This window comes from Salmonirosea aquatica (genome assembly GCF_009296315.1).
GTDB classification, from domain to species: Bacteria; Bacteroidota; Bacteroidia; order Cytophagales; family Spirosomataceae; genus Salmonirosea; species Salmonirosea aquatica.
In genome coordinates, this window is sequence record NZ_WHLY01000002.1 from 5,047,425 (window position 1) to 5,060,894 (window position 13,470).

General features: G+C 49.5%; 11 protein-coding genes. 6 read left to right on the forward strand and 5 right to left on the reverse strand.

What is annotated here, in order from left to right; translation table 11 throughout:
* Nucleotides 1-36: 36 nt before the first annotated feature.
* Nucleotides 37-234, reverse strand: coding sequence for a hypothetical protein (locus tag GBK04_RS21985; RefSeq protein ID WP_152763425.1), 198 nt, complete (start codon nucleotides 232-234; stop codon nucleotides 37-39).
* A gap of 31 nt (nucleotides 235-265) precedes the next feature.
* Between GBK04_RS21985 and GBK04_RS21990 the strand changes: the two genes are divergently transcribed.
* The 6 genes from GBK04_RS21990 (at nucleotide 266) to GBK04_RS22015 (ending at nucleotide 8,113) form a co-directional block, all read left to right on the forward strand.
* Nucleotides 266-2,341, forward strand: coding sequence for an alginate lyase family protein (locus GBK04_RS21990; protein WP_152763427.1), 2,076 nt, complete (start codon nucleotides 266-268; stop codon nucleotides 2,339-2,341).
* A gap of 122 nt (nucleotides 2,342-2,463) precedes the next feature.
* The gene (locus tag GBK04_RS21995; RefSeq protein WP_152763429.1) at nucleotides 2,464-2,760 is read left to right on the forward strand and encodes a type II toxin-antitoxin system HigB family toxin; all 297 of its coding nucleotides are present in this window, start codon (nucleotides 2,464-2,466) and stop codon (nucleotides 2,758-2,760) included.
* A gap of 13 nt (nucleotides 2,761-2,773) precedes the next feature.
* Nucleotides 2,774-3,142 carry a helix-turn-helix domain-containing protein gene (locus tag GBK04_RS22000; protein ID WP_152763431.1) on the forward strand — a complete coding sequence of 123 codons (369 nt, stop codon included), beginning with the start codon at nucleotides 2,774-2,776 and terminating at the stop codon, nucleotides 3,140-3,142.
* A gap of 450 nt (nucleotides 3,143-3,592) precedes the next feature.
* Complete coding sequence (locus GBK04_RS22005) at nucleotides 3,593-5,959, forward strand: alpha-L-rhamnosidase-related protein (protein ID WP_373331205.1); 2,367 nt, start codon at nucleotides 3,593-3,595, stop codon at nucleotides 5,957-5,959.
* Nucleotides 5,960-6,213: 254 nt separating this feature from the next.
* Nucleotides 6,214-7,284, forward strand: coding sequence for a Fic family protein (locus GBK04_RS22010; RefSeq protein WP_152763436.1), 1,071 nt, complete (start codon nucleotides 6,214-6,216; stop codon nucleotides 7,282-7,284).
* Between the two features lie 142 nt (nucleotides 7,285-7,426).
* Complete coding sequence (locus GBK04_RS22015; protein WP_152763438.1) at nucleotides 7,427-8,113, forward strand: hypothetical protein; 687 nt, start codon at nucleotides 7,427-7,429, stop codon at nucleotides 8,111-8,113.
* A 473-nt stretch (nucleotides 8,114-8,586) separates the two neighbouring features.
* Here the strand turns inward: GBK04_RS22015 and GBK04_RS22020 are convergent, their stop codons facing one another.
* The 4 genes from GBK04_RS22020 to GBK04_RS22035 form a co-directional block, all read right to left on the reverse strand.
* Nucleotides 8,587-9,498, reverse strand: coding sequence for an EamA family transporter (locus GBK04_RS22020; RefSeq protein WP_152763440.1), 912 nt, complete (start codon nucleotides 9,496-9,498; stop codon nucleotides 8,587-8,589).
* A gap of 298 nt (nucleotides 9,499-9,796) precedes the next feature.
* On the reverse strand, nucleotides 9,797-10,711 hold the full coding sequence (locus tag GBK04_RS22025) for a hypothetical protein (RefSeq protein WP_373331206.1): 915 nt from the start codon (nucleotides 10,709-10,711) through the stop codon (nucleotides 9,797-9,799).
* Nucleotides 10,712-11,020: 309 nt separating this feature from the next.
* A complete protein-coding gene (locus GBK04_RS22030; protein ID WP_373331207.1) occupies nucleotides 11,021-12,343 on the reverse strand; it encodes a polysaccharide pyruvyl transferase family protein in 1,323 nt (440 codons plus the stop codon).
* Between the two features lie 31 nt (nucleotides 12,344-12,374).
* On the reverse strand, nucleotides 12,375-13,448 hold the full coding sequence (locus GBK04_RS22035; protein ID WP_152763444.1) for a hypothetical protein: 1,074 nt from the start codon (nucleotides 13,446-13,448) through the stop codon (nucleotides 12,375-12,377).
* Nucleotides 13,449-13,470 lie beyond the last annotated feature (22 nt).

Genomic DNA, 13,470 nt, shown 5'->3' on the forward strand with positions numbered 1-13,470 from the left:
CAAAGTAGGGCTCAGGCACTATTCTACTACTGCCGTTCAGGTCCTGCCGTCCGGGGCGGCGGTTCTTCGAATGGGGTAGGTGGGTAGGCCGATCTTGACGGGCTTCGGTTTCCGGGGCGCGATGATCGACTCAGGGTACCCTAGCCCCGTATTTCGTCCTGTACAGTAGGCTTCCGGCAAAAAATCTTTTATTAGAGCGAGTTGCTGCCGAGCTGATGTCCCTACGGGGTTCATTCCATTTTTCGTACCTTTCTAACCCTGTTGCATGAATTTCCAAGCCCCTGTTGCCCTGTCGTTTCCGTTTGCTTCCCGGCTGTTTGCGCTGCTGATTTTTTTTACCCTTGTTTCCACAAATGTTTTTGCCCAGAAAAAGTGGCAGGAACTCACCACCGTGGAGGACATCTGTGCCTACGCACCGGAAACGATGAAAACGATGCTCGATCAGTTTGACCTGAATACGCCGGGCCTGGAAAAAGTAAAGCAGGCCCAGGCCAAAGGGGATTTGGTGCAGGCCTGCAAAGAACTGCTGGCCTACTATAAAAAAGGCAATACGGCCACCTACCTCCGGAAGTCTCAGCCGGCCGCCTCCACTAAAACCGTAGCGGACGCCGATACGGTGCTGAACTACGTATTTTACGTGCAGAACGTCCGGGGGGTACCCCCCCTGCTGCCCGACGGCCACCGCGACTGGTACTACAAGGGTCCCAATAACGACCGGGAGTGGGCCTGGCTCTCGAACCGGCATTCGCAGCTGCTGGAAGTGTACAATGCCTACATGGAAACGGGTAACCCGAAGTACGCCCGGTACATCGATGACTTCCTGCGCGATTTTATCATCAAAAGCCTGCCCTATCCGGCCGTGAAAAGCAGTACTTCGGTATGGCGGGGACTGGAAGTGGCCGCCCGGGTCAAGGCGTGGTCGCGGATTTTCTACGGGATGATCAATAGTCCGTACCTGACACCCGCTACGCAACTGCTGATGCTGAGCAGTCTGCCCGATCATGCGCATTACAACCGGTATTTTCACGCCGGCAACAACTGGTTGACGATGGAAATATCGGCTCTGGCGACCGTAGCCACCAATTTCCCGGAATACAAACAGGCCGACGAATGGCTCACCTACGCCATCGGTACCATGACCGAAAGCATGAAGGGGCAGGTGTACCCCGACGGCATTCAGACCGAACTTACTTCGCACTACCACAACGTGGCGCTGGCCAATTTTGAATTGTTCAAAGACATCTGCGACCGCGCCAACCGCCCCCTGCCGGATTTTTTCAATCAGACCATCGTGGCGATGTACGACTACATCGCCCGGGCCATTCGTCCCGACGGGTACCGCATCCTCAACAACGACGGCGACCGGGGCAGCGACCGGGAACTGCTACTGAAAGCCGCTGAAAAGTACCACAAACCCGAATGGGCCTACCTGGCGTCCAACGGACAGCAAGGTACCCAACCCACGCAGGGGCCGTCATACTTTTTCCCCTGGGCCGGTCAGCTGGTTTCCCGCTCTGGGTACGATGCGCAGGCGCAGTGGTCGTTTTTTGACATCGGTCCGTGGGGAAGCGGGCATCAGCACAGCGACAAGCTGCACATTTCAGTGTCGGCCTACGGGCGCGATCTGCTGGTGGATGCGGGACGGTTTGCCTACACGGGTGAAGTGGCCGAAAAATTCCGGCCCTACGCCACGGGCAGCGCCGGACACAATCTGGTTTTGATCGACGGCCACGGACAAAATCCCGGCCCCAAACTAGCCGAGGTACCCCTGGACGACAGTCATCTCAAAATTACCCCCGAATTCGACTACGCCACCGGTGAGTTTGCCGATTTTAAAAATACGGAAGGTACCGCCCGCCACTCGCGTTCGCTCATGTATATACGTGGCGAGTTTTGGGTAGTGGTAGACCGGATCCAGACCGACCGCCCCCGCAAAGTCGAAACCCTTTGGCACTGGCACCCTGACTGCGTGGTAACGCAGGATGGGAATAGCATCAAAACCAATAATCCCATGGGCAATCTGGCGGTAGTACCCGTTAGCGACCAAAAAATGGATATTCGTTTTGTCAAAGGGCAGGAGCAGCCGGAAATCCAGGGCTGGTACAGCCCCGAATACAACGTCTACTCGCCCAATACCGCCACTATTTACAGCGCCAACATCCCCCGTGACCAGACTTTTGTGTGGCTGCTCATGCCCTCCGAAGGCCCTACGCCCGCGGTGCAGGCCCGGGTACTTTCAGAAAATGAGGAGGGGGTTGAGGTGGAAGTAAAAGCTTCTGGCAAGACCTGGAAATTAAGAGTACCTTATGCCAACAGTGGGAAAGTAGCGTTGGAGAATTGAGGGTTTGGATTGATACTAAGCTGGTACGCTTTGTTATTGGACATAGCTAAACGGATTGCGTGGAAAAAACACATTGTTCTACATTTGGGAACTTTTGCTACATTTGTCGTTCAAATGCCATTATGAAAAGAATAGTTGCCAAACGCACACTAAAAGAATTTTGGGATAAATATCCCGACTCGGAGCAATATTTGAAGACATGGTATGATACCGTGCAAAAATCAAACTGGCAATCCCCCAATGAGATCAAAGCTACCTACGCATCTGCCAGTATACTCGGGGACGGCAGAGTCGTTTTTAATGTGAAGGGGAACACCTACCGTTTGATTGTCCGGTTCAATTTTGAAAAACAATGGGCTTTTGTACGATTTATCGGCACCCATGCCGAGTACAATAAGATAAACGCAAATACTATTTAACATTATTTCAATAATGAACCTCAAACCCATTAAATCAGAAGCAGAATATGATGAGGCACTTCATCGTCTCGATGCTATTTTCGATGCAGCTGCCGATACAGAGGAAGGAAACGAAGCCGAAATATTATCATTACTGATTGAAGATTACGAGGAAAAATACCATCCAATCGACGCACCTGATCCGATTGAAGCCATAAAAATTAGAATGGAGGAGATGAACCTAAATCAGAAAGATTTGGTCGGTGTCATTGGTGGTAAAAGCCGGGTTTCGGAGGTACTCAATCGGAAGAGAAAGCTAACGGTCGATATGATTCGGGAACTTGAAAAAGTATTGAATATTTCGGCTTCGGCTCTGGTAAAGAATTACCAGCTTGCCAAGTAATTGTTATGCAGTTTTTAGCCAAGAGTTGATTTGTTGCCAATCAATACTACGAAAACAGCGCTGCCGGGCCGTTACAGATGGCTATTTATAATGAGTACGCAGTCTCCTACCGTAGACTATGCCCAGCGGGGTACTTTCTGAAAATGAGGAGGGGTAGAGGTAAAAGTAAAAGCATCTGGCAAGACCTGGAAATTGAGGGTACCTTATGCCAACAGCGGGAAAGTAGCGTTGGAGAAGTGATGCAGGTGAAGATACGACCTGGATCGTAACCACCCGGCTGATCATATCCCTAAGAAACAGTTTCTGACAAAACAGGATAGATAGAGAATGACCACCCATTTTTTTAGCGATCAGAAGGGTACCTTGTTAGTAGTTTACGGAGAAAGGCAGATTGTCTTTCTGGAAAATTATTGAGTACCGTCTGAATCAGTACTAACCCTCATGCCTATTATGAAGCACATCACTCTGCTAACTTTACTGTGGGCCGCCTGCCTGACCCTCGTGCGGGCACAGTCCACGACAGAATACAATCCCGAGCTGGAAACCGCCTGGGATGCCAACTGGATCACCCACCCCGCCATCAAGGGGGATGAATTCGGGATTTATCTGTTCAAAAAAACCTTTCAGGTGAATGAGAAACCGGGTAGTTTCATCGTCCATGTCAGTGCGGACAACCGCTACAAGCTTTACGTAAACGGAAAGTACATCACCAATGGCCCGGCTCGCGGGGATCAACTGCACTGGCGGTTTGAAAGCCTGGACATCGGCCCCTATCTGGCTCAAGGTAGCAATATCGTATCGGCAGTCGTTTGGAATTTTGCGCAGTACCGCCCCGTCGCTCAGCACAGCGTGCGCACCGGATTTATCCTGCAAGGGAACACGGCCCGTGAGCGTATCATCAATACCGACAGCACCTGGAAAGTCCTGAAAAGCGAAGCCTATCGGCCCCTCCCGGTTCGGCTGAATGCCTATTACGTGGTGGGGCCCGGCGAAGCGTTTGACGGCGGTGCGTACGCCTGGGACTGGGAGGCGAAAGGGGCTGCCGACACTGGTTTCGTGGCCGCCAAGTCGCTGGGGCCCGGCAATCCGGCGAAGGGATTGGGCAAGTACGGGATAGTACCTCCCCACGTGCTGGTCAGGCGGACGATCCCGTTGATGGAGGAGCATCTGCAACGGTTCAAGGCCGTTCGGAGAAGCTCAAAGGACATCGACGAAGGGTTTATAGGCGGAAGTACCGCCCTGACGATCGCTCCCAATACACAGCTAACAATCCTGCTGGATCAGGGGCAGTTGACAAATGCCTATCCCCTGCTCACCTTTTCCCAGGGTCAGGGAAGTACCATCAAGCTGACCTACGCCGAAAGTCTGGTGGATGCGGAAGGGCGAAAAGGCAACCGGGATGTGGTCGAGAATAAAAAGATTGTAGGCAACAGCAACGTCATCAAACCCGATGGCGGCAAGAACCGAACCTACGAAACCCTGTGGTGGCGTACGTTCCGGTACGTTCAGCTGGACATCGAAACCAAAAACGAGCCGCTCGTTCTGAACGATTTTCAATCGCGGTACACAGGGTACCCCTTCGAAGAAAAAGCGGTTTTCGAAACCCAGGTACCCACTCTGGATCAGATTTGGGATGTAAGCTGGCGCACCCAGCTCCTTTGTTCGGGAGAAAATTATTTTGACTGCCCCTACTACGAACAGCTTCAGTACACGGGCGATACCCGGATTCAATGTCTTATCTCTACCTACGTATCCGGCGATACCCGGCTCTATAAGAACGCGTTGCAGTCGTTCCACGATTCGTTCAATTCCATCGGTCTGACGCAGAGCCGCTACCCGAGTTATGATCCGCAGTACATACCGACTTTCTCGCTGGTCTGGATCACCATGCTGCACGACTACCTGAAATTGCGGAAAGATGACGGCACCGTGGCCGGGATGATGCCTGCGGTACTTAGCGTGTTGGATTGGTACGAAAAGCGCCTGGACGCCAATGACCTGCTGGGCAACATGGAGTGGTGGATGTTTGTGGATTGGGTCGATGCCTGGGACTCGGGGATACCACCGGGCGTGGGAAGTACCCAGTCTACGACGATCAGCCTGCAATATGTATATACTCTACAAAAAGCCGTGGAGCTAATGCGCAGGTACGGGTACCCCGAGCAGGCAAAACATTATGACCAAGTAGCCAAACGGATTCAGGGAGCGGTTAACAAACTTTCGTGGGATGCTCAGCGGGGTTTGTATGCCGATACGCCCAGCGGAAAAAATTTCAGCCAGCACACCAACATCTTTGCCTTGTTGAGTGGTACTTCGTCCGCCGAAAGATCGGCCGCGCTGATGGATAAAGTCATTCAAGGTACCGACATGGCTCCGGCCAGCTACTACTTTTCCTTCTATCTCATGGAGGCGCTGCGGAAGACGAACAAGGAAGACCAGTACCTGGAACTGCTCGGCCCTTGGGAAGATATGTTGAAAAAGGGCCTGACTACCTTCGCTGAAAGAGCGGACCCGACCCGCTCCGATTGCCACGCCTGGAGCGCCTCTCCCATGTACTTTTTCCTTTCGATGGTTTGCGGCATTGAACCGGCCGGGCCGGGTTTTGAAAAAGTGACCGTGGCCCCGCATCTGGGGAAGCTACCCTCGGTGAAAGGCGCGGTTCCGCATCCGAACGGCATGATCGAGGTTTCGCTCAAGCGCAAAGGCAAGTCTGGCGTCGAAGGTACCGTGCAACTACCGGCGAGCCTGACGGGTACCTTCCGATGGGGCCAGCAGACGCTGAATCTGAAAGGCGGCGCTAATTCGATTTCGATTTAATGTGAGCGGGTATGAAGGTACCTGATGGATATTCATTTTGCCAAAGGGCAGGAACAGCCGGAATGGTCTGTGAAAACCGGGATTTTATCCGCCAATAGCAACACCGGGAAGATGGAGGTACCCTACGCAGACAGCGGGAAAGCAAGTTTAGGTAGATGATTGGTTGCGCTTCTAAGGGTGATTTATAGTTGAGCAGAAGAATATATGTCCCAAAAAATGTATTTTTGGGACATATTAAAAAAACGTGAGACTTTATGCACCCTATTCAGCTCTCTAAATTACCACCTGAGCGTGAAAAGGTTGAAACCATCCCCATTCTCAGAGAGGTTAGTGCGGCTACGGCGGCCTTGGCCGAATTGAAAGGAATAGCCAAAAGCATTCCTAACCAGTCTATGCTCATCAATGCCATTGTGCTTCAGGAAGCAAAGGATAGCTCGGAGATCGAGAATATCATTACCACGCAGGATGAACTTTACAAAGCATTGACCGTCAATAAGTCCAACAGCTCTCCCCAAACCAAGGAAGTGGTCAATTACAGGAAGGCTATTTTTCTGGGGTTTGAGCTTGTTCAAAAACAAGGCTTCCTGCGTGTGAATGACATCGTACGGATTCAGGAAGAACTTCTGGAAAATAACGCAGGAATCAGGAATCTTCCGGGTACAGTTCTGAAAAACGACCGTACCGGAGAAACAATCTATACTCCTCCGCAGGACAAATCTGAAATAATGGATATGCTTTCCAATTTTATCGAGCATTTCAATAATACAGATACTACCCTTTCGCCGTTGATCAATCTGGCGATATTCCATTATCAATTTGAAAGTATCCATCCGTTTTACGATGGAAATGGCCGGACGGGTCGAATCCTGAATATCCTTTATCTAATTCTGAATAAGCAGATTGACATCCCGATCCTGTATCTGAGTGCTTATATCATGGACCATAAGGCGGAGTATTACCGGCTTCTCAGCCATACCTATACCAATGGCGAATGGGAAGACTGGATTTTGTATATGCTCCGGGCCATAGAAATCACTTCCCGACAGACTATTGCGAAAATAGAACGTATCCGAACGCTCATGACGCAAACCCTGGAAAAAGTACAAAGCGAGGCACCTAAAACCTATCGAAAGGAGTTAGTGGAGTTGCTTTTTGAACAACCCTACGCCAAAATCGAGTTTGTGATCGAACATCTGAACGTAGAACGGAAAGCAGCTTCCCGCTACCTGCGGGAATTGGAACGTATTGGCGTGCTCGATGCTCAGAAGGTAGGGCGGGAAACCCTATATATCAATAAGGCACTGGTGGAGATTTTGAAAAGATGACTGGGCTTTTATCACCCCGATCGGTTAGTTTCAGTGAAAGTTATTCCATTGTTCGCATTGCAAACGCGAGGTGATAAAGCGGCCGCGGGTTAGGTAAATAAGCACAAAATTTTCAGTATTACCCCAATTTAAAATCAATTAAATGAATCGAAAGGAATTTCTTATAATATTATGGGTATGTGTGAGTCTGATTACTATTGGTTTCGCAAGCTATATCATTATTGCTCTACTTGGGGTCTACTATGGAACTAGCAGAGTCTATCTTGAGCAAATATCTCATTTTGCTTCTTATCATGGGTATTTTCTTGCCTTTGTCAATGTTATTTTAATTGGATTTATTTCTTACAGGGTATATCAGTCTACGGATACTTTTAATAGATTTCAGATGAGCCCAATTCTTGATTTCACTGTTAAAAATAGAGAAAACTGGTTCCTTATAAACTGTTCAAATGCGGCTGCCAGAAATATCAGTATCCGATTTGGAGGAAAGTTTTCTAAAACTGAACAAAATGATGAATTTGATATAAGTGGCTGGATAGCATGCCTTTCTCTGAAAGGAGGAGATGAAATGGAGTTGAAGTGGCTAAAATATGTTGTTTGGATTGAAATAGTTTATGCAAATCCTACAAATAATATATTTTATAAGATACGATATGAAGATTTAAGGATGTCTAATTATTGTAGAATTTCATCAGAAGAAATGGAGGATATTATAAGTGATCGATATAATTTTTTTGACGTAGATATGCGATTTGAAAAGCATTTCGATCAAAAGAAAATCACAGAAGAAAGTTACCGAATTTTTTGGTATAAATTTCTAAGACAATGATAGTTGACAAATGTAATATTCTTTTACCATTACTGATTTAATCAATAGTAGCATATAGATAATTAGCTATCTAAAAAGACATAAATGCCAAAACGCCAATAAACTAACTACCTTCAAACCACCTCTCCCAACTGCCCCATCGAACACAATAGCGCCTGACTTCGCTTTTGAAACTTGTCTCCACCGCAGAACAAAATCCGTTGCGCATCGGAGGCTGTTTTTTCGAAGTGATGCAGGCCTATGAAGAAATCCCAGTTGCCGTGGTACCATTCTGTACATTTAGGAATTCAATTCCTAAATGTACAGAAAATAAGCCTATGGATGCTAAAAACCATGGGCCTTCGGTTTGAATACAGATAGGTAGGTACCTCCGAAGATAGAAACTGGAAAATGAGGGTACCTTAGAAGAGTAGGGGAGATGGAAAAGGCATTGGCAGCTGTCCGTCCCAATTACAAATGGGAAGTGGCTAAGGTTAGCGGGCAGGCTTGTTGATGTTTGCCAGAATCACCCCCGTCAGTACGATGGTGAGTGCTATCAGTTGTTTGGGAGAGATCGTTTCTCCCAGGATCGACCAGCCCAGAAAAACGGCAATAAGCGGATTGATGTACGTGTACGTTCCGACGATAGCGGGACTGACTTTCTCGAGCAGCCAAACGTAGGAAAGGTATGCGACAATCGATCCAAAAAAGATCAAAAAGAATAAACCCCAAATTGCATTAAACGATATTTCCGACCAAATAACCTGGTCAGTTTCCCCAATGAGAAAAGCAACCAGAATGGATACCGCCCCGGCTACCATCATTTGAATCGCGGCTTTCATCGTCGTGGCCATTTCTATCTTTTTGCCGTACTTGGCCAGCAAAGAGCCGATTGAAAATAAAATGGTTCCTCCAATGGCGATAAAGAAATTGATCAGGACATCGCGGTTATTGAAATCCAAAGCAGTTTTGTCAGAAAACAGCAGGACAATTCCGGCAAAACCGATAATCAATCCTGCGATCAACCATTTATTTTTGAAGTACTGTTTCCATTGGTTGTAATCCAAAACGATCAGCCAAATCGGCAGAAAAGCCCACACAATGGAGGTAAGGCCAGTCGGCAGATATTGCTCGACCCAGATGACCGATCCGCTGCCAAATAAAAGCAGAAGTATGCCGATAACGGAGGTTCTGAAAATAGCACGGACACTCGTAATTTTTTGTCTCTTGTATTTGCAAAATAGAAACAAAAGAAATCCCGCCGTAAAAAAACGTATACCCGCCAGAGTAAACGGGGGAAAGCCTTCCAGGGCCAGGGCTATCGCCAGGTAGGTAGATCCCCACACAAAATAGATTCCTACGAACGCAGCGATTATTTTCCAGGAGATGGGGGTACTTTCAGCCATTGAAACGCGGTGGATGTGAGGTGCAAAACTATACTATTTGCCCCGCATTCATACATTTTGCCCGCAGGATGATCATTTTTTGAGGGAATCGAAGAAGCCTACCTTTTTTCGTAGTATGGTACCGAATACACTAACTATCCTACCTTTAGGCTAGTTCAAGGTTTATTTCTCAGCTGACCTTTTCAACGCGCCAGGCACTGCTCTACCCAAGCACAGTACCCATCCAGCAAAACGGCTGCCTGAAAGGGCAGCCGTTATTACTATGTGAACCATCTATTATTGATATTATCACCTTACCTTATTCTGTCTCGGCGGGCAAGGGGCTTTCCACTACGTCGCTTTCAAACTCCAATTGGTCAAAATCCGCATCACTCAGCCAATACTCCGAGGTAGTTAGCTGGTAGCGGGCATTGCCCAAGGGTTTCAATTCCCAGACAATCGCCTCTGCTTCCTCAAATACTGCTTGTCCCGCCAGATGATCCTCAAATAGCCTTTTCATGAGCGAACGATCCGAGAGTCCACCGGCCAGGGCTTTCAAAGCCAATTCTTTGGTGAGGAGCGTATCGAGGTTGGTTTCAGGGGTGGTTTCAAAAGCAATCACACTCGTCTTCACATGGGGAAATTTTCCATTGAAAGCTTTGTAAAGTAGCTGGTTGATATTTGCAAGCTGATGATGCAGCGAAATCTCGGGGTACTCTTCTGAAATTTTATCCAGCTGCATATCGTACGCGATCTGACTGATTTGCCCCTCGTTCAAGAATTCAGACAGCCGGTAATCGAGCAGAATAGCCGCCGCTTCGGCGGGTTCCCGATCAGCAATGGCCATGTACAGGTACTCTTTGGGATCTTCGTTCTTCAAGGTATCACCGTCCGGGAAGTCGAACCGTTTGAGAAGCTCCAGATAGTCTTCCCGGGTCCAGGCCCCCGGTAGTTCGTCTAAACTCGTAATCTGGCTTATTTTGGTGGTATATTTCATGGTTGTTCGTTTGTGATGAAGTATTCTGGTAAGGTACGCTTTTATGGCCTGATTACCGGCATCCTGTTTTTCGTTAAAAGCCTGACTTCTGCTCGGAATCTTCCAGTAGGGCGTGAAGCGGGTGCGAATGACACACAGGTACTTTCCTTTTTCCAGGCCATTCTCCTTCATGAAGGCTTTGGCGGCTTGGTCGTTAGGCAAATCCATGGCGAAAGCCCCGTCAGGATAAAATTCCATAATGGGGTTGTCAACTCAGCTATTTTGGGCCAGACCCATCGATACCGAATCACGGAACAAAGCGAAGACCGCTCCATTCAGGAGTTGATATCAAGTGGACTGGCTCGCACAACCTCTTTCAGATCGTCATTGTATATCCCCGGAAACGTAATGCCCTAAATGCCGTAAGGGTTCCTGTTTCCACCTTCCAGCGTTTCACATCCTGGCGGTCTTAAAGGTTGGAGGTCTTAAGGCGTTAAATCGTTGAATAGGGGTTGAAAGTCAGTTTCGTGAATAACCATCCGATTTTTTGCCACATTCTTATCCGTTTCAGGAAGTAGCTTTTGCCACCGTTTCCATCGTGGCTTTTTGCCGTTCGGCTACGTACGCCATGGCTTTTGTGACTTTGTTTTTAGCCTGGGGGTAACCTTTTTCAATGGTCATGAGGGTATCGATCAATTGCTCAGAAGATACCCGGTCAATATCGAAGAGCCATTCGGGCAGGCCAATGTCCCGAAACATCCACCCCTTGCGGCCATGAGCCAGCGGGCGGGCGTGGATAATGGGTACCCCCAGCGCCAGCCCCATGATGAGGGAATGGGGCTCCATGCCAAAAATGGTATGCGCCCGGGCATACACCGACATGGCTTCGTCGGCATTCCAGAAGGTATCGCGAAAAACCGTCTTCTGCTTTACATCGTTATCCAGATGATCGTACAGCAGGGTTTTGCCGTATTTGGTTTCTTTGAGTGCCTCAGGGGCAATAAGTACCTTCAGATCCGTGGTGCGTACCCAATGCGTGATCATCGCTTTCAGTTTATCCAGACGGAGTCTATCCTCGGCCATTTTTTCGGGCGTCTGGGTAGGGTTGAGCAGGTTTCCCTTGCCGTCACTGTCCAGGTGCGGGGTATTGGTACGTACCACCACCGTGAGGAATTTCTGGTGATCCAGGCCAGCCTGTTTCAGATAGGCCAGTCCCTTTTCTTCGTCACGGACATCAATCCCGAAGCAGCCATCCGGCCCGAACTCCATGATCGGAGCACTGAAGCCCATTTCCTTGATGTAATCCAGGGATTCGGTATCGCGGGTATAGATAAAGGCGGCCCGGCTCAGGACATCGCGGTAGATCAGTTGGGAGGGCGGAGCGAATTTGTCGAACGAATGGCCGTACAGGCCGAAAGGAATCTTGTTCTCCAGGCAATAGTAAAAAGGTACCAGGTTGGACATGGTGGAGCCCCATTCGTAATTGAACAGACCGTAGTTCATGCTCATGCCGGAGTTATGAATGTATACATCGGCTTGCCTGAAGGCTTCCATCACTTCGCTTTTTGCGTCGGAATCTGCTCCCTCGAACCCACCGTTGACGATCTGTACTCTGGGAAAATTTTTCCGGATCAGTGCCTCGGTGACCGGACGAGGAGCGGCGTGCCACAAGATGAGCCGAGCCTGAGGCAGATACCGTTCCATGATGCGAAGGGTACCTGCCGAATGCCCAATATCGCCTATGTTATTATCGTTCCAGGAAGAACGGAGCAGAATAGTTGGATCCGATTTGCGGGTGGATACTTCGATTGCCTCTGTTAGGGAGATGTGGACTATCCCCGGGGCGCTGAGGAGTGTACCTGTTTTTAGAAAATCCCGGCGGCTTTGCATAGGGTGAATAAGGTTTGGTAAGGTACCTGGGTTATTTGTTTCCGGACAAAAAATCATCCGCCGCCTTCCGCACGAAGGTACTTTCGCTATTTTGCAGTTGCCGCGCTGTGTGAAGTACCTGGTCGGAGTGGGTAGGTGCGGCCTGAAGTACCTGGAGAATCTTCACCGCCAGCCACCCCTGCTGAGCATCCAGGTCGCGGGCCAGGGCGTCGTACAGAACGGGTTCGAAGTGCTGCAGGGACTTTAAAGCGGGAAGAATTTCTATTTTTTCATTGATCACGGACTCTTGGTAAATGGGTGCCAGCTGCGCCTGAAACCAGGCGTCGTTGAGGTCGGTGGCGGCCAGGGCTTTGAGAGCCGCATGGCGGTAGGAGGGGGCATCGCGGGCTATGAGCCCTTCCAGCACCAGCTTCTGGATGGGCCGGGTGACCTTTAATTCACCTTGCCGGCTGGCTTCCAGCAAAAATAGGGGGTACTTTTTGTCATGGCTGCTGAGTAAGGCATTCATCAGGTCGGTCTCGTTGAGGTACCGGATCGTGAGCGGCACGAGCTGCTCCTTTTCACCTACGTGCACCAGGTGCCAGAGCGTATGGGTGGTGTACACAGCATCGGCAACGGCCTCGGCCGCAATTTCCTTCCGGGTAGCGCCCGACACGCCGTCTACGCCCGCGGGCGTGTCGGTGGTGAGGTCGGCCAGGGCGTATTCCCGCAGGCTGGACCAATCGTTGCTCAGTACAGTGATCAGTTTGTCGTAGTCGGCGGGGAAAAAATTGCTATGGTCGGTTTTGGTGAGATGTTCGCGGTACACTTCCAGACCCAGAAAATCGCCCGTGCAGTACCAGTACAGGCCCACGTCCACCCGCTTGCATTCACCCGTAAGGCATACCTCGGTGTCGACGCGCCGGTACCAATACAAGATTCCCCGGGCGTCCTTCATCGCCACTACAGGTACCAGCTCATTTTCGTCATTCTGGATAAAATGTTCGTCAGGTAGCGGGGTAAGAGTCAGGTACTGCAGAGCAGCGCTTCGGAAAAAAACGGGGTCGTTCCCCAGTAAAAAAGTACTGACAACCCCGATCAATAGCCGCAGAAAATGAGAGTACATGGTGCAATTCCGGTTGGGGTAC